The 25,175-nt window shown below is 66.4% G+C and carries 25 protein-coding genes and 1 pseudogene; 5 read left to right on the forward strand and 21 right to left on the reverse strand.

The genetic code is table 11. The features are described 5' to 3' along the window. Positions 1 to 27: 27 nt before the first annotated feature. Positions 28 to 789 (reverse strand): hypothetical protein, encoded by a 762-nt coding sequence (locus AC1RQK_RS04640; RefSeq protein WP_492807830.1) that lies wholly within the window; start codon positions 787 to 789, stop codon positions 28 to 30. Positions 790 to 1,223: 434 nt separating this feature from the next. Here AC1RQK_RS04640 and AC1RQK_RS04645 point away from each other — a divergent pair, with 434 nt between their 5' ends. After that, positions 1,224 to 1,613, forward strand: coding sequence for a helix-turn-helix domain-containing protein (locus AC1RQK_RS04645; protein ID WP_441633525.1), 390 nt, complete (start codon positions 1,224 to 1,226; stop codon positions 1,611 to 1,613). Between the two features lie 11 nt (positions 1,614 to 1,624). Here the strand turns inward: AC1RQK_RS04645 and AC1RQK_RS04650 are convergent, their stop codons facing one another. From AC1RQK_RS04650 to urtA, 15 genes are all read right to left on the reverse strand, one after another. After that, on the reverse strand, positions 1,625 to 2,644 hold the full coding sequence (locus tag AC1RQK_RS04650) for a threonine ammonia-lyase (RefSeq protein ID WP_492807832.1): 1,020 nt from the start codon (positions 2,642 to 2,644) through the stop codon (positions 1,625 to 1,627). A gap of 392 nt (positions 2,645 to 3,036) precedes the next feature. Then, positions 3,037 to 3,666 (reverse strand): urease accessory protein UreG, encoded by a 630-nt coding sequence (gene ureG, locus AC1RQK_RS04655; protein ID WP_492807834.1) that lies wholly within the window; start codon positions 3,664 to 3,666, stop codon positions 3,037 to 3,039. Between the two features lie 49 nt (positions 3,667 to 3,715). Then, positions 3,716 to 4,408 (reverse strand): urease accessory protein UreF, encoded by a 693-nt coding sequence (locus AC1RQK_RS04660; RefSeq protein ID WP_492376718.1) that lies wholly within the window; start codon positions 4,406 to 4,408, stop codon positions 3,716 to 3,718. After that, a complete protein-coding gene (locus tag AC1RQK_RS04665; protein WP_492807836.1) occupies positions 4,405 to 4,962 on the reverse strand; it encodes an endonuclease domain-containing protein in 558 nt (185 codons plus the stop codon). The genes AC1RQK_RS04660 and AC1RQK_RS04665 overlap by 4 nt, the downstream gene beginning before the upstream one ends. Before the next feature lie 104 nt (positions 4,963 to 5,066). Next, positions 5,067 to 5,690 carry an urease accessory protein UreE gene (gene ureE / locus AC1RQK_RS04670; RefSeq protein ID WP_492807837.1) on the reverse strand — a complete coding sequence of 208 codons (624 nt, stop codon included), beginning with the start codon at positions 5,688 to 5,690 and terminating at the stop codon, positions 5,067 to 5,069. Positions 5,691 to 5,699: 9 nt separating this feature from the next. Next, complete coding sequence (ureC, locus tag AC1RQK_RS04675) at positions 5,700 to 7,418, reverse strand: urease subunit alpha (RefSeq protein ID WP_492807838.1); 1,719 nt, start codon at positions 7,416 to 7,418, stop codon at positions 5,700 to 5,702. Beyond that, complete coding sequence (locus AC1RQK_RS04680) at positions 7,418 to 7,723, reverse strand: urease subunit beta (RefSeq protein WP_492376158.1); 306 nt, start codon at positions 7,721 to 7,723, stop codon at positions 7,418 to 7,420. The genes ureC and AC1RQK_RS04680 overlap by 1 nt, the downstream gene beginning before the upstream one ends. Positions 7,724 to 7,751: 28 nt before the next feature. Then, complete coding sequence (locus tag AC1RQK_RS04685; RefSeq protein WP_309403902.1) at positions 7,752 to 8,375, reverse strand: HupE/UreJ family protein; 624 nt, start codon at positions 8,373 to 8,375, stop codon at positions 7,752 to 7,754. Positions 8,376 to 8,395: 20 nt separating this feature from the next. Continuing rightward, positions 8,396 to 8,698, reverse strand: a complete 303-nt coding sequence (locus AC1RQK_RS04690) for an urease subunit gamma (RefSeq protein WP_043351444.1) — start codon at positions 8,696 to 8,698, stop codon at positions 8,396 to 8,398. 66 nt (positions 8,699 to 8,764) lie between these two features. Next, positions 8,765 to 9,637 carry an urease accessory protein UreD gene (locus AC1RQK_RS04695; RefSeq protein ID WP_492376156.1) on the reverse strand — a complete coding sequence of 291 codons (873 nt, stop codon included), beginning with the start codon at positions 9,635 to 9,637 and terminating at the stop codon, positions 8,765 to 8,767. 241 nt (positions 9,638 to 9,878) lie between these two features. Next, positions 9,879 to 10,571 carry an urea ABC transporter ATP-binding subunit UrtE gene (urtE, locus tag AC1RQK_RS04700; RefSeq protein ID WP_006156811.1) on the reverse strand — a complete coding sequence of 231 codons (693 nt, stop codon included), beginning with the start codon at positions 10,569 to 10,571 and terminating at the stop codon, positions 9,879 to 9,881. Positions 10,572 to 10,604: 33 nt separating this feature from the next. Further along, positions 10,605 to 11,453, reverse strand: coding sequence for an urea ABC transporter ATP-binding protein UrtD (gene urtD, locus AC1RQK_RS04705; RefSeq protein WP_492807840.1), 849 nt, complete (start codon positions 11,451 to 11,453; stop codon positions 10,605 to 10,607). Continuing rightward, positions 11,450 to 12,655 (reverse strand): urea ABC transporter permease subunit UrtC, encoded by a 1,206-nt coding sequence (gene urtC / locus AC1RQK_RS04710; RefSeq protein ID WP_492376163.1) that lies wholly within the window; start codon positions 12,653 to 12,655, stop codon positions 11,450 to 11,452. Before urtC ends, urtD begins: the two co-directional genes overlap by 4 nt. Further along, positions 12,655 to 14,292 carry an urea ABC transporter permease subunit UrtB gene (gene urtB, locus AC1RQK_RS04715; RefSeq protein WP_492376154.1) on the reverse strand — a complete coding sequence of 546 codons (1,638 nt, stop codon included), beginning with the start codon at positions 14,290 to 14,292 and terminating at the stop codon, positions 12,655 to 12,657. Before urtB ends, urtC begins: the two co-directional genes overlap by 1 nt. 184 nt (positions 14,293 to 14,476) lie before the next feature. Beyond that, the gene (urtA, locus tag AC1RQK_RS04720; RefSeq protein ID WP_150983768.1) at positions 14,477 to 15,742 is read right to left on the reverse strand and encodes an urea ABC transporter substrate-binding protein; all 1,266 of its coding nucleotides are present in this window, start codon (positions 15,740 to 15,742) and stop codon (positions 14,477 to 14,479) included. A 347-nt stretch (positions 15,743 to 16,089) separates the two neighbouring features. On the opposite strand from urtA, the gene AC1RQK_RS04725 reads away from it, so the two are divergent. From AC1RQK_RS04725 to AC1RQK_RS04740, 4 genes and pseudogenes are all read left to right on the forward strand, one after another. Beyond that, positions 16,090 to 17,577 (forward strand): flavin-containing monooxygenase, encoded by a 1,488-nt coding sequence (locus AC1RQK_RS04725; RefSeq protein WP_492807843.1) that lies wholly within the window; start codon positions 16,090 to 16,092, stop codon positions 17,575 to 17,577. 112 nt (positions 17,578 to 17,689) lie between these two features. Then, positions 17,690 to 18,430: pseudogene (locus AC1RQK_RS04730) on the forward strand (SDR family oxidoreductase). A gap of 67 nt (positions 18,431 to 18,497) precedes the next feature. Further along, positions 18,498 to 19,310 (forward strand): alpha/beta fold hydrolase, encoded by an 813-nt coding sequence (locus AC1RQK_RS04735; protein WP_492807845.1) that lies wholly within the window; start codon positions 18,498 to 18,500, stop codon positions 19,308 to 19,310. Between the two features lie 9 nt (positions 19,311 to 19,319). Next, positions 19,320 to 20,621: an MFS transporter gene (locus AC1RQK_RS04740; protein ID WP_492807846.1), complete on the forward strand. Its 1,302-nt coding sequence runs from the start codon at positions 19,320 to 19,322 to the stop codon at positions 20,619 to 20,621. Between the two features lie 65 nt (positions 20,622 to 20,686). On the opposite strand, the gene AC1RQK_RS04745 is transcribed toward AC1RQK_RS04740, so the two are convergent. From AC1RQK_RS04745 to AC1RQK_RS04765, 5 genes are all read right to left on the reverse strand, one after another. After that, positions 20,687 to 21,166: a MaoC family dehydratase gene (locus AC1RQK_RS04745; protein ID WP_150983766.1), complete on the reverse strand. Its 480-nt coding sequence runs from the start codon at positions 21,164 to 21,166 to the stop codon at positions 20,687 to 20,689. An 83-nt stretch (positions 21,167 to 21,249) separates the two neighbouring features. Then, positions 21,250 to 21,699, reverse strand: a complete 450-nt coding sequence (locus tag AC1RQK_RS04750) for a MaoC family dehydratase (RefSeq protein ID WP_043344764.1) — start codon at positions 21,697 to 21,699, stop codon at positions 21,250 to 21,252. 132 nt (positions 21,700 to 21,831) lie between these two features. Then, on the reverse strand, positions 21,832 to 22,950 hold the full coding sequence (locus AC1RQK_RS04755; RefSeq protein WP_150983763.1) for an acyl-CoA dehydrogenase family protein: 1,119 nt from the start codon (positions 22,948 to 22,950) through the stop codon (positions 21,832 to 21,834). A gap of 13 nt (positions 22,951 to 22,963) precedes the next feature. Continuing rightward, entirely contained in the window at positions 22,964 to 24,166 is a 1,203-nt protein-coding gene (locus AC1RQK_RS04760) for an acyl-CoA dehydrogenase family protein (RefSeq protein ID WP_174422901.1), read from the reverse strand. Positions 24,167 to 24,261: 95 nt separating this feature from the next. Next, complete coding sequence (locus AC1RQK_RS04765; RefSeq protein ID WP_492807849.1) at positions 24,262 to 24,711, reverse strand: DUF1178 family protein; 450 nt, start codon at positions 24,709 to 24,711, stop codon at positions 24,262 to 24,264. Positions 24,712 to 25,175 lie beyond the last annotated feature (464 nt).

The following is a 25,175-nucleotide window of genomic DNA, read 5'->3' on the forward strand; positions in this document are numbered from 1 at the left end:
CGTCAGCGCGGCCATGGCGCCAGGCGGTCAATGGAGGGAAACCACCTGCATCTCGCCAGCGCCGGCCACGCGCGCCGGCGCCTGCAGGCAGCACAGCAGGCTCGCCACGGGATGCAGCGCGTCGATCCGGTACGCCTCATCGGGATCCGGCGCGAAGACCATGCCGGGCTGCAGGTACGCCACCTGCCGCTCGACGTGCGGCCATGGCGAATGCCACTGCAGGCATAGCGTGCCCGCATGGCAGGCCGCCCAGTTCAGCCCGCCCGCGCGCAGGCGCAGCGCCCATTCAGGCTCGCCCTCGGCCAGCGAGACAAAAGCCGCATTGGCGCGCGGCACGCCATCCGCACCGCGCTGTGCGCCACCGGCCCGCCAGAAATCCGCCTGGCCCACGGCAAAGGCATCGTAGCTGCTGGTCACGCCCGCTCCCACCAGCCCGACGGCATTCGGGTCCAGGATCGCACGGATCAATACCGTGTCCTGCAGCACCGCCAGATGCACGCGCTCGGCCTGGCGCAGCGCATAGACGCCGCCCGCCGACACCAGCACCGGCTCGCCACCCACCGGAGTCAGCTTGATCGTGCCGTGCAGGCAAGCCCACCACTCGGCACGCGTGGTGACAATGCCGGACTGCATCGCGCCTTGCCGCAAAAAGACGTAGTCCCCGCTGCTGCCCAGGCCAGCGGCTTCCGGCACCACCCTCACCTGCAGGCCCACGCGCAACTGCGACGCGGTTCCGCCTGTCAGGATTTCGCCACGCATCTGCGCGTCGAACAACGAAAAAATACGCATGGCACTCACTCTCCACGTAATGGAAAAATACAGCGCCGCGCTTCCCCGGGGATTTGAGTGCCTCTATGTCGAGGTCGTGATCTTTTTTGGCCTGGTGCTTCGCTGCTTTAACAAGATGCCGAGGCGGGGCGCCTCTTTCCTTGTGGCCGCGAAACCCATTCGTAACATTTGGACAAGCTTTTACCCTTCGCCGGCGGGCATCATCCGCAGGTTGCCGGCGACGCATTGGCGCCGCGCTTCGTCCGGCATGCAACGACGTCCGGCGACGTCCGGCGACGTCCGGCGACGTCCGGATACATGGGATTACATGCGAGGACATGCGAGGGCATGCGGCGAGTGCCAGGTCAGTGACCTATAGTGCGTACTACTATAAGGCGTCGCTACAAAGAGGTCAAACCCTTAGCCTCGATCCGTTCTCAATCACGTACAGAGCCATGGTCGCCGATCCTCTCAAGCGCTTCGGGCTGCACCTTGCCGAGCTGCGCAAACAGCGTGGCTGGTCACAGGAAAAGCTCGCTCTCGAAAGCGGCATGGCGCGCTCCTACCTCAGCGGCATCGAGCGCGGCGTGCGCAATGTCTCCTTGATCAATATCTGCGCGCTGGCCGGCACGCTGGGCGTGGACGCCAGCGAGATGCTCAACTTCAGCGAGGCCGACAGCGGCGGCCGCGGCGGCGCGCTCGTGCTGGAACAACGCTGCGCCGAGTTCAACATCACGCCGGCACAGCGTGTCACGGTGCGCCATATGGCCTTGATGACCGATGCAGAGCAGGACGTGATCGCATCGGTGGCGCGCACGATCGCCGTCCGGGCCATGCAGGCCTGACGGCGCCGGATTCAGCTAGCGCAGGCGGGCTCGTCCACTGCCAGCAGTTCGGCAAAGCGCGCTGCGTCGAGATTGGACCCGCACACGATCAGCGCGACCTTCTTGCCCGCCAGTGTCTGACGCAGGGGCCCCAGCAGCGCCGCGGTGGACACCGCGGTAGCCGGTTCCGTGGCCAGCTTCATGTCGCGATAGAGGATGCGCATGGCCGCGCGTATCGCCTCGTCTGAGACGCGCACCATGCCGTCGACAAACTGGCGGCACACGCCGTAGCTGTAGTCCAGCGCGTAAGGCGCGCCCAGGCTGTCGGCAACCGTCGTGACGCGCTCCAGCGTTTGCGGCCGCCCGGCCTCGAAGCTGCGGTTCATGGCATCGGCGCCGTCCGGCTCGACCCCATAGACCCGGCAAGCCGGATTGATCTGCTTGACCGCCGCGGCAATGCCGCCGCACAGGCCGCCGCCGCCTACCGGCACCACCACCGCATCCAGCCCAGCCACCTGGCGCATCAGCTCAAGCCCGACCGTCGCGGTGCCCTGCGCGATCAGCGGGCCATCGTAGGGGTGCACCATGGTGCGGCCTTCGTCGGCCACCAGCTGCAGCGCGTGGTCAAAAGCGGCATGCACGTCCGGCAGCAACAGCACCTCGGCGCCTGCCTCGCGGCAGGCCGCCACGCGCGCGGGGCTGGCGGTGGCCGGCATGGCCAGCTTGGCGCCGACGCCGGCCACCTTGGCCGCGTAGGCCACCGCCATGGCATGGTTGCCAGCGCTGGCCGCCACCACGCCGCGCGCCCGCGCAGAGGCATCCATGTGCTCGATGCTGTTGAGCGCGCCACGTACCTTGAAGGTGCCGGTGAGCTGGAACAGTTCCAGCTTGAGCCAGACCTCGGTACCGGCATCGAGTTGCAGGGCCGCCCCGGTCTGCCAGCGCCACACGGGTGTCTCCAGCACCTTGCCTTGCAGGCGTCGCGCGGTGCTCTGGATTTCGGTCAGCAAGGGATAGCGGGCGTGCGCGCGCAGGTCTGAAAGATCGGACATCGGGTGTTCTCCATCGAATCGGTTGGTCGCGTGCAAGCCCCTATGGCCGTGCACGGCAAGGGAGGGACCACGGGCCACCAAGCACCAGCCAAAGCCGCAGCTCAGCGACCCCGGATAATTCGAATAATGGAGAACGAGAAGGAAATCGACGACGCGCCGGACGTGGAGGCAACCCCGACCGGCAGCTCGGCACCCACGCATGCAGCAGCGCCACCGGTATCGGTGGTACGGCACAGCGAGGAAGGGGCGAGCGATTGGAACGTCATGGAGCGGCAAGTATGCCACAACCCGCGGCGCCGTGGCGGCATGCGTGCGCGTGGCTGTCGCGCGCGCCCTGCTTCCTGTGCGTGCTCGCACGCCGCCGTTGAAGACGCGGTCGCGGCAGCCCGGCGTTACACGCCCAGCATGCCCTGGCGCTCGATGAATGCGATCACCTCAGCCAGCCCCTGCCCCGACTTCACGCTGCCCATCACAAACGGGCGCGCGCCACGCATCTTGCGCGCATCGCTTTCCATCACGTTCAGGTTGGCGCCAACATAAGGGGCCAGGTCGGTCTTGTTGATCACCAGCAAATCAGACTTGGTGATGCCCGGTCCGCCCTTGCGCGGGATCTTCTCGCCGCCGGCCACGTCGATCACGTAGATGGTCAGGTCCGACAGCTCCGGGCTGAAGGTGGCCGCCAGGTTATCGCCGCCGGACTCGATGAAGACGACGTCGGCATCGGGAAACTTGCCCAGCATGCGCTCGACCGCTTCCAGGTTGATCGAGGCATCCTCGCGGATCGCGGTGTGCGGGCAGCCGCCGGTTTCCACGCCCATGATGCGCTCCGCCGGCAAGGCGCCGGAGATGGTCAGCAGGCGCTGGTCTTCCTTGGTGTAGATATCGTTGGTGATGGCGACCAGGTCATAGCGCTCGCGCATGGCCTTGCACAGCATCTCCAGCAAGGTAGTCTTGCCGGAACCGACGGGGCCGCCCACGCCGACGCGCAACGGGGGATTCTTCTTGGTACGAGCCTGGGTCATGGTGGACATCTTGTCTTGGGGAATCGTTTGAATGCTGCCGTGGTTCGCTTCAGGAACGGAACAGCCGCGAGTACTGCGTCTCATGGCGCGCGGACAGCAGCCCCAGCATCGGGGAAAAAGTGGACAGCTGCGGTGGCTCGGCAGCGGCGCGCCGCACGGCCTCATCGACGGTCTCAAGCACCGCGGGATGCAGCCGGCGCAGGATGTGCTGCCCGGCCACCTGCCCCAGCGGCACCGCCTTGAGCGCCGCCGACACCTGGTTCTCCGCCCAGCTGAAGCAATAAGCCGCCAGGCCGTCGCGCTCATTCACGTCCAGCGCCACGCAAGCCGCGGCAAAGGCGGTAGGCAGGCACACCGGCGACAACGCTGCCAACTGCGCGCGCAGTGCGGCATCGCCCCACGCCATCTGCGCCACCAGCCGCGCCAGCGACCAGCCCATCTGCTCGGTCTCCAGCCGCAACTCGGCGCTTTCGCGCGTGGCATGGAACCAGTCGTTCCATTCGGCCAGCCGCGCTGCATCCAGCGTGCGCCAATGGCGATACAGCAGCAGCCACACGGGCGCTTCGCACTGCGCCTGCACGTCCAGCAGGTTGCTGCGCACCCACTGCTCCGCGCTGCCGGCATCGCGCACCATGCCGCACTCGATGGCAGCCTCCAGCCCTTGCGAATAGCTGAAGCCGCCGATCGGCAGCGCCGGCGAGGCGAGGTGCAGCAGGGAGATGAGTTGGGCGAGCTGGGTCATGGGCGCTTGCGCATAAGGCGCTGACTTGCGTCGCCCGGGGGCTCGGAGGCCGCAGGCTTCGGCGAGCGCCCGCCCTCTCCCCCCACCCCTCTCCCGCGAGCGGGAGAGGGGTGCGTTGGCGAAGTCGACGATATCGATCCAGCATGCTCCGATGCGCAGCCGGTTTGCTCCCCTCTCCCGCTCGCGGGAGAGGGGCTGGGGGAGAGGGCGGGCGCATCCATATGCCCCAGCTCCAAAACTACCTCACGCACTCTTTCCAGCACGGCATCCGTTTGCGCCAGCACTTCGTTATTCCAGAAACGCAGGAGCGTATAGCCGCTGCGCTTGAACCACGCGTCGCGCGCGCCATCGGACGCATCGCCGTGTTGCCCGCCGTCAGCCTCGATCACCAGCTTCAATTCCATGCACACAAAGTCGGCAATAAAAGGACCGATCTGCTTCTGGCGCCTGAACTTGAGGCCCATGAAGCGATAGGCGCGCAGGCGATACCAGAGTCGCTGCTCGGCATCGGTCTGGCTGGCACGGAGCAATTTGGCGAACTGGGGCTTCGGCACCCGCTCGCCCTCCTCCCCCTCCCCTCTCACGCAAGCGGGAGAGGGGTGTTCAGGCATCGGAGTTTGGGTGCGCGGTGGCTTGCTCATACGTGTGGGACAAAGCCTCAGTGCTTGTGCCCGCAGCTCTCGTCGTGCACATGCGGCGCGTGGTCGTGGCCATGTTTATCGCCGTGGTCATGGCTGTGCGCATGGCCATGATCGTGATCGTGCCCATGATGTTCATGGAATACGGCCTGCGCCGCGGCATAGTCCTCGGCAAACGTCGCATCGTGCCCATGCTTGTGCCCGCCGCCGTAGGCGCCGGCTTCCGGCTCGAACGGCAGTTCCGCGCGTTCGGCCTGCACGCCGAGGCGGGCCAGCATGTCCGCGAGCACCGGGTCGAATTCCAGGCGCAGGTAGTCGCGGCCCACTTCCACCGGCGTGTGGCGATTGCCAAGGTGGTAGGCCGCGCGCATCAGTGCCTGCGGATCGCTGGCGCCGACTTGCAGCACGGATTCCGGCGCGGCCTGCACTTCGACAAAGACGCCGCCTTCGGTGACCAGCAGGTCGCCGCCGCGCAGCACGGTGCCGCGCGCAAGGAACAGCGCCACTTCTTCGCCGTTGTCGAGGGTGGCGCGCAGGCGGCTTTTGCTGCGCTCGGAAAAAGGCAGCACCAGCTTGGGCGCGCGGCGCACCAGCACGGCGGCGATGCCGTGCGGGGCGGCGAGATGTTTGTCGATCTTTTGCAAAGCGGCCCTTCAGAAGAGGAAATAACGCTGCGCCATCGGCAGTACGGTAGCCGGCTCGCAGATCAGCAACTGGCCGTCGGCCACCACCTGGTAGGTCTCGGGATCCACCGTGACGTTCGGCTGCCAGTCATTGTGCACCATGTCGCGCTTGCCCACGGTGCGCGTGCCTTGTACCGCCGACAGCACCTTGTTCAGGCCGTAGCGCCCGCCCACATCGGCGGCCAGCGCCGCTTGCGAAACGAAGGTCAGCGATGACTTGTGCAGGGCGCGTCCGCCGGCGCCGAACATCGGGCGGTAGTGCACCGGCTGCGGCGTGGGGATCGATGCGTTGGGGTCGCCCATCGCTGCCGCGGCGATCATCCCGCCCTTCAAGATCAGGCTCGGTTTGACGCCGAAGAAGGCCGGCTTCCACAGCACCAGGTCGGCCCACTTGCCGACTTCTACCGAGCCCACCTCGTGCGCGATGCCGTGCGTGAGCGCGGGGTTGATCGTGTACTTGGCGATGTAGCGCTTGACGCGGAAATTGTCATGCCCGCCGCGCGCGTCGTTGGGGTCGCCGGGCAGCTTGCCGCGCTGCGCGGCCATCTTGTGCGCGGTCTGCCAGGTGCGGATGATGACCTCGCCAACCCGGCCCATGGCCTGCGAATCGCTGGAGATCATCGAGAACGCGCCGAGGTCGTGCAGGATGTCCTCGGCGGCAATGGTCTCGCGCCGGATGCGGCTTTCGGCGAAAGCGATGTCCTCGGCGATCGACGGGTCCAGGTGGTGGCAGACCATCAGCATGTCGAGGTGTTCGTCGAGCGTATTGATGGTGTACGGCCGCGTCGGGTTGGTCGACGACGGCAGCACGTTGGGCTCGCCGCACACCTTGATGATGTCGGGTGCATGGCCGCCGCCCGCGCCTTCGGTGTGATACGTATGGATGGTGCGGCCCTTGAACGCGGCCACGGTGGCTTCGACGAAGCCAGCCTCGTTGAGCGTATCGGTGTGGATCGCCACCTGCGTGTCGGTGGCATCCGCCACGCTCAGGCAGTTATCGATGGCCGCGGGCGTGGTACCCCAGTCCTCGTGCAGCTTGAGCCCGATGGCGCCGGCCTCGACCTGCTCCATCAGCGGCCCCGGCAGGCTGGCGTTGCCCTTGCCGAGCAGGCCGATATTCATCGGATAGGCCTCCACCGCCTGCAGCATGCGCTCCATGAACCAGGGGCCGGGTGTGACGGTGGTGGCAAAGGTGCCGGTGGCCGGCCCGGTGCCGCCACCGATCATGGTGGTGACACCGCTCATCAGCGCCTCCTCGATCTGTTGCGGGCAGATGAAGTGGATGTGGCTGTCGATGCCGCCAGCGGTGACGATCATGCCCTCGCCCGCGATCACCTCGGTGCCCGGCCCGACGACGATCGTCACGCCCGGCTGGATGTCCGGGTTGCCGGCCTTGCCGATGGAGGCAATGCGCCCGTCCTTGAGGCCGATGTCGGCCTTGACGATGCCCCAGTGATCGACGATCAGCGCATTGGTGATAACCGTGTCGACGCAGTCCTTGGCCATGCGCTGGCTCTGCCCCATGCCGTCGCGGATCACCTTGCCGCCGCCGAATTTCACTTCCTCGCCGTAGACGGTGAAGTCCTTCTCCACCTCGATGATGAGCCCGGTGTCGGCCAGCCGCAGGCGGTCGCCGGTGGTGGGGCCGAACATCTCGGCATAAGCCTGCCTGGAGATTTTCACGCTCATCACAGCGCTCCCATGATCTTGCCGTTGAAGCCGTAGACGATGCGCGCGCCCGAAAGCGCCACCAGCTCCACCGTGCGGCTCTGGCCCGGCTCGAAGCGCACGGCAGTGCCGGCGGCGATATTCAGGCGGAAGCCGCGCGCGGCCTCGCGGTCAAAATCCAGCGCGGGGTTGGTCTCGTAGAAATGGAAATGCGAGCCGACCTGGACCGGGCGGTCGCCGGTGTTGGCCACCGCCACGCTGACCGTGGCACGGCCGGCGTTCAGTTCGATCTCGCCCTGCGCGGGCATCAGTTCACCGGGGATCATGATGGGTTCCTTGTCGAGGTCAGTGCGCTCAGGCAACCATCAGGCCGACGCCATACAGCGCCACGCCCGCACCGGCCAGCCGTGCCAGCCAGCCCGCGTGGCGGCGCAGCGCGCCGCCCAGGCCGATGCCGGCCGCGTGCAGCACCATCGTGGCCACGCTGAAGCCGCCCACATAGGCCGCTACCGCGGGCAAGGCGCCGGCCGTGGCCGGCAACTCGGATCCGTGCGCATAGCCGTGGAAGACGGCGAAGCCGCCCACGATGGCCATCCCCGCCCATGCCGGCAGTTTGGCGCGCAGTGCCACCAGCAAGCCGATCACCAGCAGCGACGCGGCAATCATCGGCTCCACCAGCGGCAGGCTCATGCCGGCGAGGCCGAGCACCGCGCCAGCCAGCATCAAGGCCACGAAGGCAAAGGGCATGCGCAAGGCTTCGCGCGGCGAGCGCGCACCCAGCGCGCTCCACACACCCACGCCCACCATGGCGAGCAAGTGATCCATGCCAGTAAAAGGATGCAGCAAGCCGGCAAACAGGCTGGCGCCAACGGTGGTGGCGTCATGGCCCGGATGCGCGACGGCGGCGGCGCTGGCGAGCGCCAGCGAAGCGCCCACGGTGGCGAGCCTCACGGCGCGCGAGCGGTTGGAGTGGTTCATGTCTTGACCTCGTGTCTTGTTCAAACGATGGGATGGTGCACGGTGACCAGCTTGGTGCCGTCGGGGAAAGTCGCTTCCACCTGAATATCCGGGATCATCTCGGCCACGCCATCCATCACGTCCTCGCGCGAGAGCACGGTCGTGCCCTCATGCATCAGCTCCGCCACGGAGCGGCCGTCGCGTGCGCCTTCCATGATGGCGGCGGTGATCAAGGCCACCGCCTCGGGATAGTTGAGCTTGAGCCCGCGCGCGCGGCGGCGCTCGGCCAGCAGCGCGGCGGTGAAGATCAACAGCTTGTCCTTCTCTCGCGGAGTGAGTTCCATCTTGGTATTCCCGTTGTTTTTTGTGTTGTCCGTGCGGTGTGCGATGAACAATGCTTGCGTCGGCACCTACGTCGCCCACAGCCTCAGGGGCCTGGCCGGCACACCGTGGATCGGTTCGCGCAGCGCGCTCCACGCCGTGACCATCAAGTGCCTGACCGCTTCCATCTGCGCGCCCAGCACGCGCAGCAGCAGCATCGACTGGCCGTCCTGCTCGAGCCGCGTCACGCCGGCGCGCAGGTCCGGCCGATACGGCAGCTGCTCGGCCAGCATCTCGGCGAGTTCCTGCGTGGCACCGTCACCTACCGCCCACAGCGTGCCCATGACATTGAGCCCGTCCAGCCCGGCCACCGCCTGGCGCAGCGCAGACGCCGCGTCCAGCTGCGCGCTCTCGATCCACAGCGCGCGCTTGCCGCCGCCCTGCACCCGGGTCTCCATGCCCAGCGTGCCGCGGCTCCAGGTCTCGCCGCTGGCCTGCCGGCCCAGCACGACCGCATCCCAGCCGATCGCGCTGGCACCGGGCGCCACCGTCACGGTGGTGGCAAGGCGCGCGTGCGCGTCATCGAAAACGATGTTCTCCTGCGGCAGCCAGTCCACCCGCGCGCCGGCTTCCAGCGTCAGCGTGACGCGCTGCGCGGCCTCCCGGCCGAGCGACTTGTACCACTTGGTGGCGCCAGGCGTCGCCAGCACCGCATGGGCGCCGGCGCCCACCGTCACGTCGATGTCCAGGCTGTCGCCGCCGGCCACGCCCGCGGGCGGATGCAGGATCACCACGTGGCAGATCGAGCCCTCGGGATAGAGTGGCTTTTGCACCAGCAACGGCCCCTGGTGCCGGCGCTCGACCAGCGCGCTGCGCTCGGCGCGCGCGGCAAAGCGCAGGCGCAGGCTGGCCTCCCATGCGGGTGGCACGGCGAGGGTCGAAGGAAAGTCGGGATGACGCATGAATGTTGGAATGGCGGAGGCAGCCGGCAATGCATCGTGCGCTGGATGCGGGCATCATAGCGCGCGGCCGGGGGCACTGGAAGTGGTATTCGAGGCGGCATTCGAAGCGGCATCCGAGGCCGCACTCGAGGCCACATTCGGGACGGCACCCGATCGGCTGCCGGCAAGCGTCCGTCCTCTCCCGCACAGCGGGAGAGGGGGAACACACCAGCACTACGATCATGCGGCACCGCGTGTCGCATCACACCGCGATGAGCTCCCGCACGCCCTCCTCTTCCATCTTCGCGCCCTCGCCCCTTGCCACCACTTCGCCGCGGCTCATCACCACGTAATGATCCGCCAGGTGCCGGGCGAATTCGTAATATTGCTCCACCAGCAGCACCGTCATGCCGAACTCGTCCACCAGCAGGCGCAGCGCGCGCCCGATGTCCTGGATGATCGAGGGCTGGATGCCTTCGGTCGGCTCGTCCAGGATCAGCAGTTCGGGCTCGCTCATCAACGCGCGGCCGATCGCCAGCTGTTGCTGCTGGCCTCCGGAGAGATCGCCGCCGCGGCGCTGGCGCATGCTGCGCAACACGGGAAACAACTGGTAGATGCGGTCCGGCACGCCCGACGGGCTCTTGAGGCTGGCCGCGCCGATCAGCAGGTTCTCTTCCACCGTCAGGCGCGGGAAGATCTCGCGGCCTTGCGGCACGTAGGCCAGCCCCGATGCGACGCGCTCATACGGCGGCTTTTTCTCCAGCGCCTGCCCCGCCCAGCTGATACTGCCGCTCTTGGTCGGCACCACGCCCATCAGGCATTTGAGCAAGGTGCTCTTGCCCACGCCATTGCGGCCAAGCAAGGTCGTCAGCTTGCCTTGCGGCACCTCGAAGGTGACGTTGCGCAGGATGTGGCTGCCGCCGTAGAACTGGTTGAGTGCATTGACCTGCAACATAGTCTCGTTCCTTTTTTCGATCCGGCCCTGCGCCTAGCGGCCGAGATAGGATTCGATCACGCGCTCCTCGCGCTTGACGGCGTCGAGCGTGCCTTCGGCCAGCACGCTGCCCTCGGCCAGCACCGTCACCTTGCCCTCATCGCCGGCCAGTGCGGCGACGAACTCCATGTCGTGCTCCACCACCATCATCGAGCAGGTGCCGCGCAGGCTGTTGAGCAGCTTGGCCAGCTGCATGGTTTCTTCATCGGTCATGCCGGCCACCGGCTCGTCCAGCAGCAGCAACTGCGGCTTCTGCATCAGCAGCATGCCGATTTCCAGCCGCTGCTTCTGCCCGTGCGACAGCAAGCCGGCCGAGCGATAAGCCTCGTCCTCCAGCCCCGTCAGCGCCAGCGTTTCCTCGATGCGGCGATGCCCTTCGGCGCCCAGGCGCGCGCGCAATGCAGTGAACCAGCGTTTGTCGCCCTTCGTCGCCAGCTCCAGGTTCTCCCACACTTCGTGCTGCTCGAACACGGTAGGCTTCTGGAACTTGCGGCCGATGCCGGTCTGCGCGATCTTGGGCTCGGTCATGCGCATCAGGTCGATGCTCTGGCCGAGGAACACGCGCCCGCTCACGTTGGCGTTGCGCGGCCCGGTCTTGCCGGTGATCACGTCCATCATGGTGGTCTTGCCCGCGCCATTGGGCCCGATCACGCAGCGCAGCTCGCCGTGGTCGATCGACAGCGTAAGCTTGTTCAGCGCGCGGAAACCGTCGAACTGCACGGTCACGTCTTCCAGGTAAAGGATGGGGCCGTGCGAGACGTCGATGACGCCCGGCTCCATGACGCGGCCCAGTCCCGTGGTGCCGCCGCTTTCGGCCTGTTGTGCTCCCAGTGCTGCGTTCATGCTTCCCCTCCGCTGCGGGTGGCGGCCGCCGGCGCATTCGCCGCGTTGCCCGGCGTGGCCTGCGGGCTGGCGCGCAAGGCACGCGCGCGCTTGAGCAGGCCGATCACGCCATCCGGCATGTACAGCGTCACCAGCACGAACATCGCGCCCAGCAGGAACAGCCAGTACTCCGCGAAGTAGGCCGTGAACATGGTCTTGGCGCCGTTGACGATAAAGGCGCCGATGATCGGGCCGATCAGCGTGCCGCGTCCGCCCACGGCCACCCAAACCGCCATCTCGATGGAGTTGGCCGGCGACATCTCGCCCGGGTTGATGATGCCCACCTGCGGCACGTAGAGCGCGCCGGCGATGCCGCACAGCACGGCCGAAAAGGTCCACACGAACAGCTTGTAGCCAAGCGGGTTGTAGCCCGAGAACATCACGCGCATCTCGGCATCGCGGATCGCGGTCACGACCCGGCCGAGCTTGGACGTCACGATGTAGCGGCAGGCGATGAAGCCGGCCAGCAGGGCAAGGAACGTCAGCACGAACAAGGCGGTACGGGTCTGCGGCGCGGCCACGGCAAAGCCGGCGATGCGCTTGAAATCCGTGAAGCCGTTGTTGCCGCCAAAGCCCGTCTCGTTACGGAAGAACAGCAGCATGGCGGCGTATGTCATGGCTTGCGTGATGATGGACAGGTACACGCCCTTGATGCGCGAGCGGAAGGCGAAGAAGCCGAACAGCCACGCCAGCACGCCCGGCACCAGCACCACCAGCAGCATCGCGTAACCGAGATGCTCGGTGCCGTGCCAGAACCACGGCATCTCCTTCCAGTCGAGGAACACCATGAAGTCCGGCAGGTCGCTCTTGTAGACGCCTTCGCGGCCAATGCTGCGCATCAGGTACATGCCCATGGCATAGCCGCCAAGCGCGAAGAACAAGCCGTGGCCGAGGCTGAGAATGCCGCAGTAGCCCCATACCAGGTCCAGCGCGATCGCGGCCAGCGCGAAGCACATGATCTTGCCGATCAGCGTCAGCGCATAGGCCGACAGATGCATGGGATGGCCTTCGGGCACCAGCAGCGCGCACACCGGCACGCCGATGCCCACCACCAGCGCGATCACCAGCAAGGCGGTCCAGCTGCGCCCGGAGAACAGCGGCTGGCGCTCCGGCACGGCCAGCCGGAAACCCGCCGTGGATGGATTCGAGAGTGAAGTCTTCATCATGCCTCCGCGCTGCGCCCTTTGAGCGCGAACAGTCCCTGCGGGCGCTTCTGGATGAAGAGCACAATCAGCACCAGGACAAAGATCTTGGCCAGCACCGCGCCATAGAACGGCTCGATGAACTTGTTGATCAGGCCCAGCCCGAAAGCACCAATGATGGTGCCCGCGAGCTGCCCCACGCCGCCCAGCACCACCACCATGAAGGAGTCGATGATGTAGGCTTGCCCGAGGTCAGGGCCGACATTGCCGATCTGCGACAGCGCGCAGCCGCCCAGGCCAGCGATGCCCGCGCCAAAGGCAAAGGCGTAGCTATCCACCTTCCAGGTGCGCACGCCCACGCAAGCCGCCATGGTGCGGTTCTGCGTGGTGGCGCGCACGAACAGGCCAAGGCGGGTGCGGTTGAGCACGGCCCAGGCCACCGCCACCACCGCCAGCGCAAACACGATGATGACCATGCGGTTGTACGGCAGCACCATGCCGGGCAGCCATTCGATGCCGCCGCTCATCCAGGATGGATTGGCCACTTCCACGTTCTGCGCGCCAAACAGCGTGCGCACCGCCTGCATCAGCAGCAGGCTCACGCCGAAGGTGGCCAGCAGCGTTTCCAGCGGGCGGCCGTAGAGATGGCGCAGCACCAGCCGCTCCAGCACGAAGCCAACCACGGCGGAGGCGAGGAACGATGCGGGCAACGCGAACAGCAGGTACCAGTCGAACGCGCTGGCGAAGTGCGCGCGGAACACGCCCTGCACCATGTACGTGGCGTACGCGCCGATCATCAGGAATTCGCCGTGCGCCATATTGATGACGCCGATCAGGCCGTAAGTGATGGCCAGCCCCAGCGCGGCGAGCAGCAGCACGCTGCCCAGGCTCAGGCCGGCAAAGAGGTTGCCGATCAGCTCGGCGCGGCGCTGGTCGCCGCGCAGGGCGTCGAGCGCCTGCTGCGCGGCGCCGCGCAGTTCGGCGTCGGGCTCGCGAAAATTGCCGGCGGCGTCCTTTTCCAGCAGCGGCTGCAACTTCTGGCGGCTCTGCGGATTGCTGTCGCGGCCAAGGATGCGGATGGCTTCGAGGCGATCGTCGCGGCTGCCATCGGCCAGCACGATATTTGCCCAGATCACATCGAGCTTGGTGCGCAGGCCGGCGTCAGCCTCGGCCTTGCGCGCGGCCTCCACCACCGGGCGCGATGCGCTGCCCGGCTGGTCCAGCAGCGTATTGACTGCCTGCGTGCGCACCGCCGCATCGGGCGATTGCAGCAGCGTGCTGCTGGCGGCACTGTCCACCATCGCGCGCAGGCTGTTGTTCAGGGTGAGCGCTTCGAGCGCATCGGGCTTGACCGTGACCGGCGTGCCGCTGATCGCGTCCACCAGCTTGTCGCCGTCCTGGCGCACCATGCCGACGCCGGGCGCATATTGCAGCGTATCGTCCTGCAAGGCCTTGAGGATGGGGCCGGCCTGCGCCACCGGCGCCTTGGTCAGTGCGGTGATCGCGGCGGTCTTGGCGTCGAAGTCGTCTTCGGCCAGCGGCTTCAGGTCGGCCTGCGTGAGCGGCGCGGCCCACAGCGGGCACGCAGCCAGCAGGAGCAGTGCAGCCAGCATGGCGCGCAACCGTGAAGCGAGAGAGAACGATAAGGGTCGGTGCATAAGGTTTGCGAGTCGCGCGCGGCGAAGCACGCGCGTCACCTTGATCGGCGTGACGATTTGCCGCCACCGCGCCGAAGCGGCGGACAGCATGCGAAGAGGCAAAGGCACTGCCTGGCGCCCTCCCCTCTCTCACCAGCCGCGAGGCCAAGCGGGGGAGCAGGAGAGCGCCAGGCGGGAGCCCTGCTTACATCACCTTGTCCGGCTTGCCTTCGTTACCCGCGATGAACGGGCTCCACGGCTGCGCGCGCACGGCCTTGGGCGTCTTCCACACCACCGTGAACTGGCCATCGCCCTTGATCTCGCCGATCATCACCGGCTTGTACAGGTGATGGTTCTCGCCCATGGTCAGGGTGAAGCCGTCCGGCGCCTTGAAGGTCTGGCCATACATCGCGGCACGCACCTTGTCGGGATCGGTCGTGCCGGCCTTCTTGACGGCCTGCGCCCACATATGGATGCCCACGTAGGTGGCTTCCATCGGATCGTTGGTCACGCGCTTGTCGCCGCCCGGCAGGTTGTTCGCCTTGACCCACGCCGCCCATTGCTTCTTGAAGGCTTCGTTTTCCGGGTTCTTGACCGACATGAAGTAGTTCCACGCGGCCAGGTGGCCCACCAGCGGCTTGGTGTCGATGCCGCGCAGTTCTTCCTCGCCCACCGAGAACGCCACCACCGGCACGTCCTTGGCCTTCAGGCCTGCGTTGCCCAGTTCCTTGTAGAAGGGCACGTTGGAGTCGCCGTTGATGGTGGAGATCACGGCGGTCTTGCCGCCTTGCGAGAACTTCTTGATGTTGGCGACGATGGTCTGGTAGTCGCTGTGGCCAAACGGCGTGTAGACCTCTTCGATATCCTTGTCCGCCACGCCCTTGCTCTTCAGGAAGGCGCGCAGGATCTTGTTGGTGGTGCGCGGGTAGACGTAGTCGGTGCCCAGCAGGAAGAAGCGCTTGGCGCCGCCGCCTTCCTTGCTCATCAGGTATTCCACCGCGGGAATGGCCTGCTGGTTGGGCGCCGCGCCGGTGTAGAAGACGTTCTTGGACATTTCCTCGCCTTCGTACTGCACCGGATAGAACAGCAGCGAGTTCAGCTCTTCATAAACGGGCAGCACCGACTTGCGCGACACCGAGGTCCAGCAGCCGAACGTGACGGCAACCTTATCCTTGGTGATCAGCTGGCGCGCCTTCTCGGCGAACAGCGGCCAGTTGGAAGCGGGATCGACCACGACCGGCTCAAGCTTGCGGCCAAGCACGCCGCCGCTCTTGTTGATCTCGTCGATGGTCATCAGCGCCACGTCCTTGAGCGAAGTCTCGGAAATGGCCATGGTGCCGGACAGCGAATGCAGGATACCGACCTTGATCGGCTCCTTGGACTGCGCCAATGCCAGCGGGCTCACGCCTGCCGTTGCAAACAAGGCCGCGGCGGCTACCGCCGACAGCTTCAGCATGTCACGTCTTTTCATTGCAGCTCCCAGATTGTCGTGTTGGATAAAGGAACAACGCACCCCGGGTACCTCTTCTGCAACTAGTATGCCATGGCATACAAGCTTGTATACAAGGCTGTGCACACGGCCTGGCGAGCCTCCAGAGGCCGCCAGGCCACCTATCGCACCACGATAGTGCGCAAACGTCACGCACCAAGCCTGTGCGCCGCCGCCGGCTGATTCAGATTGGGGCACATGGCGGCACGCATGTTGCGCCGTGCCTTGCCCGAATCCGCAATCGGCTCTATGGTGGCCTCTCGATTGCGCGCCAAGGCGTTGCCGCATGCGCCGCGACTACCCAGAAAAAGCACGACGGAGACAGCCCATTGAAAGCGTCAACGACGCCCGGCGCGGACCAGATCGTCATCATCGGCGCCGGTGTGGCCGGCATGTGCATGGGCATCAAGCTCAAGCAAGCCGGCATCGACGACTTTGTCGTGCTGGAGAAGGCCGGCACGGTGGGCGGCACCTGGCGGGACAACACCTACCCGGGCTGCGGCTGCGACATCCCCTCCCATCTTTATAGTTTCTCGTTCGCGCCCAAGCCGGACTGGTCCAGCGCATACTCGCCCCAGCCGGAGATCCATCGCTACCTGCAGCACTGCGCCGAGCGCTTCGGGCTGCTCGGGCATATCCGCTTCGGCACGGAGGTCACCGAGGCGCGCTACGACCAAGCCGCCTGCCTGTGGCGAGTGCGCACCAGCAACGGCGACATCATCGCCGCGCGCATCCTCGTCAGCGGCACCGGGCAGCTCAACCGCCCGCTGACACCGGATATTGCAGGACTGGATCACTTTGCCGGCACGGCCTTCCACTCCGCGCGCTGGCGGCATGACGCCGATCTGCGCGGCAAGCAGGTCGCGGTGATCGGCAATGGCGCCAGCGCGCTGCAGTTCATCCCGCGCATCGCGCCGGAAGCGGGCATGCTGACGGTATTCCAGCGCAGCGCCAACTGGGTGCTGCCGCGCAACGGCGAGGCCTATACGCCCGGACAACAGGCGCGCTTCGAACGGCACCCGTGGACTGCCCGGCTGCATCGCTGGCACCTCTACCTGCAGCGTGAACTGCGCTTCGGGCGCATGCAGCGGGACAGCGGCCGCAACCGGGAACTGGAAACGCTGGCGCGCCGCTACCTCGCGCACATGATTCCCGACCCGGTGCTGCGCGCCAAGCTCACACCCGATTACCCGATCGGCTGCAAGCGCATCCTGATCTCCGACGATTTCTACCAGGCGCTCAAGCGGCCGAACGTCCATGTCGAGACCGCCCGCATCGAGCGCGTCGAAGCCGACGCCGTGGTCACGGCCGACGGCGCCAGGCATCGGGCCGACGCCATCGTCTTCGCCACCGGCTTCGACGCCCGCTCCTTCCTCGCGCCGATCCGCATCACCGGCCGCCACGGCCGCACCCTGGCCGATCAGTGGCGCGAGGATCCCGAGGCGTATCTCGGCATGACGGCGCCGGGATTTCCCAACCTGTTCGTGCTGTACGGCCCCAATACCAACCTGGGCCACAACTCCATCATTTTCATGCTCGAGTGCCAGGCCCGCTATGTCCTGCGGTGCATCCAGGCCTGCCGCTCGGCGCGCTTCGCCTCCATGGAGGTGCGCCCGGAGGTGGTGACGCGCTTCAACCAGGCGTTGCAGGCGGCCATTGGCCAGACCGCGTGGGCGGGCTCGTGCAGCAGTTGGTACAAGTCGGCCAGCGGCAGGGTCATCAACAACTGGTCGAGCCATGCCACCGCCTATTGGTGGAAGACGCGCAAGCCGGACTGGGGGCACTTTATGCTGCGCCATGCCGGCGAGCGGCCCTAGCATTGCCCGGCCGCCGGCACCTGCCACATCGACGACATCGACGACATCGATTGCATTGACACCCACCGTTCGAGGAAGACTTCACATGCAGCGGCTGCAAGACAAAGTGGTCATGGTCACCGGCGCCGCGTCCGGCCTGGGCGCGGCGTTTGCGCGCGCGGCGGCGCAAGCCGGTGCGCGCGTGGTGCTCGCCGACATCGACGATGCCACCGGGACAATCCTGGCGCAAGCGCTGCGGGCGCAAGACGTGCAAGCGCATTACCAAACGCTGGATGTCACCAGCGAGGCGGACTGGGAAGCCGCCATGGGCGCGGTGCGCGAACGGCACGGCAAACTGGACGTATAGGTGAACAACGCTGGCATCGCGCTGCGCGGCTCGGTGGCGGATTGCACGCTGGCCGACTGGCAGCGCACGCTCGACGTCAACCTGACCGGCGTATTCCTGGGCTGCCGCGCCGCGCTGCCGCTGATGGGTGCGGGTGGCTCCATCGTCAATGTTTCCTCGGTCTACGGCCAGGTGGGCGGCGCGCAGGTTGCCGCCTACTGCGCGGCCAAGGGCGGCGTCACGCTGCTCACGCGCTCCGCCGCCCTGCACGGCGCCACGCTCAAGCCGCCGGTGCGGGTCAACTCCATCCACCCCGGCTTCGTCGACACGCCGATGGTCCAGGGCGCGCTGGACCAGCGCGATGCCGGTGGCGGCACCGCACGCGCGCGCATCGAAGCCTTCACGCCCCTTGGCCGCCTGGCTACGCCAGAGGAAATCGTCGGCGTGTTCCTGCTGCTGGCCAGCGACGAGGGCCGCTACATCACGGGCTCGCAGTTCACGGTCGATGGCGGCATCACCGCCCAGTAAGCCTGTCCACCCAGCCCGCCAAAAGAAGCCAAGGGAGTTCGACATGCAATGTCTGGAAATCGCGTCGGTGCCTATCCGAACCAGCCTGATCGAGGCCGGCAGCGGACGGCCGACTCTTCTCGTGCACGGCACCAGTTCCAGCGCGGAAACCAACTGGGCCGCGCTGCTGCCCGGGCTCGCGCAGCGCAGGCGCTGCCTGGCGCTGGACCTTGCGGGCTCTGGTGAAACCCGTGACGACGGCGCGCCGCTGACGCTCGATGCGCTGGTCGGACAGGTGCGAGACTGCATGGCGCTGGCGGGCGACCTGCCCGTGGACCTGGTCGGTTACTCGCTAGGCGGCGTGGTGGCAGCCACCGCGGCCGCGCTGATGCCGGAACGCGTGCGGCGCCTGGTCTTGTTTGGCGCCTGGGCGCGGACCGATAGCCGCATGCGCCTGCTGTTTACGCTGTGGCAGTCGCTGGCGCGGTCGGACCGCCATCAACTGGCGCGCATGGTCCTGCTCAATGGCGTATCGGAGCGTTTTATCGCGTGCATGGACGACGCCACCGTGGAGGGCATGCTGCGGCGCTTCGGCGCGAGCCTGGCGCCCGGCAGCGACCGCCAGGCCGGGCTCGACGCCATCATCGACATCACGCCGCTGTTGCCCCGCATCCGCGCCGCCACGCTCGTGATCGGCATGCGCCACGACCAGATGGTGCCGCCGGCGCATTGCCAAGCGCTCGCCGCGGCGATCAGTGGTGCCAGCTACGCGGAGATCGACAGCGGGCACCTGGTGATGCTGGAACAGCCCGAGCGCCTGCTCGCACTGATCGAGCAGCACCTGGATTCTGCGACCACCAGCACAAGCGAGCGCCAAGCCAACACGTTGAACCGATCTTAAGGCTGACCGATGAACACACTTGCGTCCTACCAGCCACGCAGCGCCTGGGCCATGGCCTCGATGCTGACCTGGCTTTCGCTGATCAACTTCCTCGACAAGATCGTGCTGGGCATGGTCGCCGTGCCGCTGATGGCAGACCTGAAGCTGCCGCCGGCCGAGTTCGGCCTGATCGCCAGCAGCTTCTTCTGGCTGTTCTCGCTATCCACCGTGCTGGTCGGCTTTCTGTCCAATCGCGTGGCCGCGCGCTGGCTGCTACTGGCGATGGGCTTGTCGTGGGCTGTGCTGCAGGTCCCGCTGGCGCTGGCGGGATCGGCCATGACCATCCTGGTGTGCCGCATGCTGCTTGGCGCAGCCGAAGGGCCAGCCTTCCCGATCTCCGTGCACGCGCTGTTCAAATGGTTTCCGGACCACAAGCGCAACCTGCCAGTGGCGATGATCAACCAGGGGGCCACCGTAGGCCTGCTGCTGGCAGGACTGCTGATCCCGCTGGTGACGATCCGATGGGGCTGGCGCGCCAATTTCATGATCCTGGCCGGCATCGGCATGGCGTGGAGCGCAATGTGGCTCTGCGTGGGACGCGAGGGACCGCTCACGCAGGCAAGCGCACCACGCGCCGGCACCGCGGCCACGCCCGTGCGCCTGCCCTATCGGCGCATCTTCCGCGACCCGACCGTGCTGGCCTGCCTGGCCATTGGCTTTTGCGCATACTGGGCGCTGGCGCTGGGGCTGACCTGGCTGCCCGCCTACCTGGAAAAAGGCCTGGGCTTCGACCCGGTCACCACCGGGCGCTGGTATGCGGCCATCGTGGCCTCGGCCATGCCCGTCACGCTGATCCTTAGCTGGCTGTCGCAGCGCATGCTGCGCGCAGGTGCATCGTCGCGGCTCGCGCGTGGCGCGCTGATCTCGGTGGCCGCGCTGGCAGGCGGCGGCGTGTACCTGGCGATCGCATCGATCACGCTGGCGCCGGTGCCCAAGACCTTGCTGATCGCCGTGGCGGCATGCCTGCCGCCCGTGGCATTCGCCCTGACGCCGGCCATGCTCGCGCAGATCGTGCCGGAGGGCCAGCGCGGCAGCGTGTTGTCGATCCACACGGCGCTGACCACGCTGGCCGGCATCCTGGCGCCGGCGGTGGTGGGGCAACTGGTGCAGCGCCATGGCATGAACGGCGGCTTTGATGCGGGCTTCACGATCAACGCCCTGCTGCTGCTGGCAAGTGGCGTGATTGGCTTATGCTGGATCAATCCCGAGCGTTCCGCAAAGGCGCTCGCGGCCTCGCCGCAAGATATAGCGGCCGCGCGTTCGCCGGCCTGAGCTGCGCTCTGGGATGGCCGCCACCTGGCCGCGACGGCCGTGGCGGCCGTCGCGGCCTGTCAGGCTTACGAGTAACGGCGGCTGATGGATTCCGCCACGCACACCGGGCGCTCGCTGCCCTCGCGCTCTACCGTGACTTCCCAGTTGGACTGGGCGCCGACCAGCGCGGGCGCGTTCGGCAGGGGCTCCAGGCGCTCCACCGAGAGCAGCTTCACGCGCGCGCGCAGGCGGCTGCCGACCGGCACCGGCGCGGTAAAGCGCACGCGGTTCAGGCCATAGTTGACGCCCATCTTGACGCCCGGCATATCGAGCGCGTTGTGCATGAACGCCGGCAGCAGCGACAACGTCAGGAAGCCATGCGCCACCGGGCCGCCGAACGGCGATTCGCGGCGGGCGCGCTCCACGTCCACGTGAATCCATTGGTGATCGCCAGTGGCTTCGGCGAACTGGTTGACCTGCTGCTGGGTGATCTCGATCCAGTCGCTGACGGCCACTTCCTGGCCTTGCAGGCTTTCCAGTTCTTCGAGCGAAGCGATGGTACGCATGGTGTCTCCTTGTTGTACGTGTTGTACGTGTTGCACGTGTTGTCTGTAGTGGCCGGGATGGCCGGGATGAGGCTTGAGAAACGTCAGGCGGGCCGCCGTCCGTACATGCCCATGCCTTTGACGGTGCAGACCAGTTCGCCGCGCTGGTTGGTGGCTTCCCACTGGGTGTGGACCACGCCGCGGTCCGGCTTGGACGAGGAAGCGCGCGCATCCAGCACCACCAGCGACACGCTCAGCGTATCGCCCGCATAGACCGGCTTGAGCCAGCGGATTTCATCCACGCCAGGCGAGCCCATGCTGGCGGCCTTGGAGGTCATGTTGTCCACCAGCAGGCGCATCATGATCGAGCAGGTCATCCAGCCGCTGGAGATCAGGTTCTTGTAGATGCTTTTTTGCGCGGCTTCCTTGTCGATGTGGAAGGGCTGGGGATCATACTGGCGGGCGAAGGTGAGGATCTCCTCCTCCGTCACCAGGTGGGACCCGAGGTCGCGCTTGCTGCCGACGGCGAAATCTTCGAAATACAGGGTGGACATGAACCGCTCCGTCAACGATGAATGCGAGATGCGAGGCGCGAGGCGCGAGAATCGCGGCAGAAAATACGAGATCAATTCATAACAAAAAACCGCGCCTGGGACAACCGGCGCGGTTTTTTGATTCAACCTGGATCAGACCGTTTCCAGGAAGCCCGGCTGTGTCGCAAAGCGCGACAGGTGATGATCGACATCCCCGAAGGTGGTGTTGATCAGCGTCAGGCGCTTGAACATGTGCGCCGCCGGCAGTTCGTCGGTAACGCCCATGCCGCCGTGGATCTGCACGGCCTCCTGGCCGACCGAGCGAGCCGCCTGGCCCACGCGCGCCTTGGCCGCCGAGGCAAAGCGACGGCGTTCTTCCGGGCTGGCCTCGTCGAACTTGGCGGCGGCCAGCAGCGTGATGGAACGCGATTGCTCGGCGTGGATGAACATCTCCACCATGCGGTGCTGCAGCGCCTGGAAGCGCGCGATCGGCACGCCGAACTGCTGGCGGGTCTTGGCGTACTCCAGCGTGGCGGCGTTGAGCGTGTCCATCACCCCGACGGCTTCCGCGCACAGCAGCACGGCGGCGTAGTCGGCCACCTGCTCGATCAGCGCAAACGCCGCGCCTTCGGTGCCCAGCAGTTCGCCCTGTGCGTCCTTGAAGGTGATATCGGCGGCGCGCAGGTTGTCGATGGTGCGGTAGTCGGTAATGCTGACGCCGGCTGCCTTCGGGTCCACCAGGAACAGCGAGATGCCATTGGTGTCGGCATCGGCGCCGCTGGTGCGGGCCGAGACGACCAGCTTGCCGGCTTGCGCGCCGTGAATGGTCACGACCTTGCGGCCATTGAGCTTGCCGCCCTTGGCCGTCACGCGCACATCGTTGAGCGCATAGCGGGCATGCGGCTCGTTGAAGGCGGTGGCCAGCTTCAGCTCGCCGCCGGCAACCTGCTCCAGCAGCGCATCCTGGCCGCCGGCCAGCTTGAGCGCGTAGGCGGCAACCACGGTGGCGAAGTACGGCTCGACCACCAGGCCGCGGCCCAGCTCCTGCATCACCACCATCATGTCGATGGGCGTGCCCGAGAAGCCGCCCTGCGCTTCCGGCACCGGCAGCGCGGTCAGGCCGAGCTCGACCAGCGCGCCCCAGGCGGCATCGCTATGGCCAGCTTCGGCCTTGATGCCCTTCTTGCGGGTCTCGAAATCGTAGTCTTTGTCGATGAAGCGGTGGACGGCGTCAGCCAGTTGCTTCTGTTCGTCGCTGAGATTGAAGTTCATATCGCGTGTCTCCTCACAGCCCCAGGATCATCTGGCTGATGATGTTCTTCTGAATTTCGTTGGACCCGCCGTAGATGGAGGTCTTGCGATAGTTGAAGTAGTAAGCGGCCAGCGGCGCGGCGTCGTCGTAGCCAGTCACCGCGTGTTCGTGCTCGCATTCCAGGTAGGCGGTGTCGAACGGCTGGGCGTAGGGGCCGACGGCCTCCACCATCAGCTCGGTCAGCATCTGCTGGATCTCGGTGCCCTTGATCTTGAGCATCGATGCCTCGGGGCCGGGGCCCTTGCCAGCGCTCTCGCTCGACACCACGCGCAGGACGGTCAGCTCCAGCGCCATCAGCTCGATCTCCAGCGCGGCAACCTTGGCGCCGAACAGCGGGTCTTCCAGCAACGGGCGGCCGTTCTTCTGCTGTTGCTTGGCCACACGCTTGAGGAAGCCCAGCTCACGCTTGGAGTTGCCCACGCGGGCGATGCCGGTGCGCTCATGGCCGAGCAGGTACTTGGCGTAGGTCCAGCCGCGGTTTTCTTCGCCGACGCGGTTTTCCACCGGCACCTGGACGTTGTCGAAGAACACTTCGTTCACTTCATGCTCTTCGTCGAGCATGATGATCGGGCGCACGGTGATGCCCGGGGTCTTCATGTCGATCAGCAGGAAGGAGATGCCCTCTTGCTTCTTGGCTTCGAAATCGGTGCGGACCAGGCAGAAGATCATGTCGGCGTGCTGGCCGAGCGTGGTCCAGGTCTTCTGGCCGTTGACGATGTAGTGCTTGCCGTCCGAGGTCAGCTCGGCGCGGGTCTTCAGCGACGCCAGGTCGGAACCCGAGCCCGGCTCGGAGTAACCCTGGCACCACCAGTCGGTGCAATCCAGGATGCGCGGGAGGTAGTACGACTTCTGCTCCTCGCTGCCGTACTTCATGATCACGGGCGCGACCATGGCCACGCCAAAGGGCAGCACGCCGGGCGCGCCGACGCGAGCATTTTCCTCGTCCCAGATATGGCGCTGCGTGGCATTCCAGCCCGTGCCGCCATACTGCACCGGCCAGTGCGGCGCGGACCAGCCACGGCCCGCCAGCAGCTTGTGCCAGCGCACCAGGTCGTCGCGGTTGGGGCGGCGGTGGTTCAGAATCTTGCTGCTGATTTCCGCCGGCAGGTTGGCCTCCAGCCAGCCGCGCACTTCGGCGCGGAAGGCATCGTCGGACGCCGAATAGTTGAGATCCATGCCCGTCTCCAGTGATGCCGGTGTGAGACCGGCAGTTTGTTCTAGCTAGCGCGTCATGCGCCGGCAAGAACACTGCCTTGGGCACAGGACGCTATTCAGTGAGCCGTCTGCTTGAGCGCATCGGGCACCACGAGCTGGAAAGTATCGATGCCTTCTTCGGCAAGGGCCCGCACTTCGTCCGGCGACGCCGTGCCGCGGATCCCGCGTTCCGGCGCTTCGTCGTAGTGCATGCGCCTGGCCTCTTCGGCAAAGCGTTCGCCCACATCCTCGGTCCGCGCCAGCACCTGCTTTACCGCCTTCAGGTAAAGCGACTGCAGTGTGGCCGGCGCCACAGGGGCCTTCGCCCCGGCCGGCTTGCCCGCCGGCGCGGCGGCCGCTCCCGAGAGATTCAGGCGCGGCGCGCTGGGCAGCCGGGTGATGGCATGGTCTTCGCAGACCGGACATTGGACGAGATTTCGCGAAATCTGCGATTGCGCGTCGTCCTCCGAAGCAAACCAGCCCTCGAAACGATGGTCTTGCGCGCAGCGCAGGTCGAGCACCTTCATGATGTTTCCAGCCCGTCGAAAGCTATAGTATCCGCGAAACGGAATTTTGTGAACGGTCGTGCTAATTTTTTTGCAGCCATTATGCGCGCCCTTGGCGGGGAGCCTTGTGCAAAGGGGGGTGAGGTATGGCTGCGATCACACGGCTAAATGGGATTTTACGCTGTTGGGAGGTGGGATGCGTTAGGGCGTCTGGTCTCTTGCGGGCGCTATTGGTTGTTGGGGTCTGGCTTGGGGTTGGGGCGGTGTTGGCTTTTGCAGCCAGGGTGCCGTACGACATCGCCCTTTTGGGTTGGTCGCTGTTTATTTGAGCGGCGATGGTTTTTGGACCCAAGGGCCATACGACATCCCCCTGCGGGGGCTGCCGGTCACTTTTCTTTGACCGGCAAAGAGGGTGGAGACAAAACAAAGAAAGACCTATTCTTCCTAAACTGAACATGGAGATGCAGTCATGGGGAAGATGGGAA

It is taken from the genome of Cupriavidus sp. GW822-FHT02D05 (assembly GCF_058802485.1).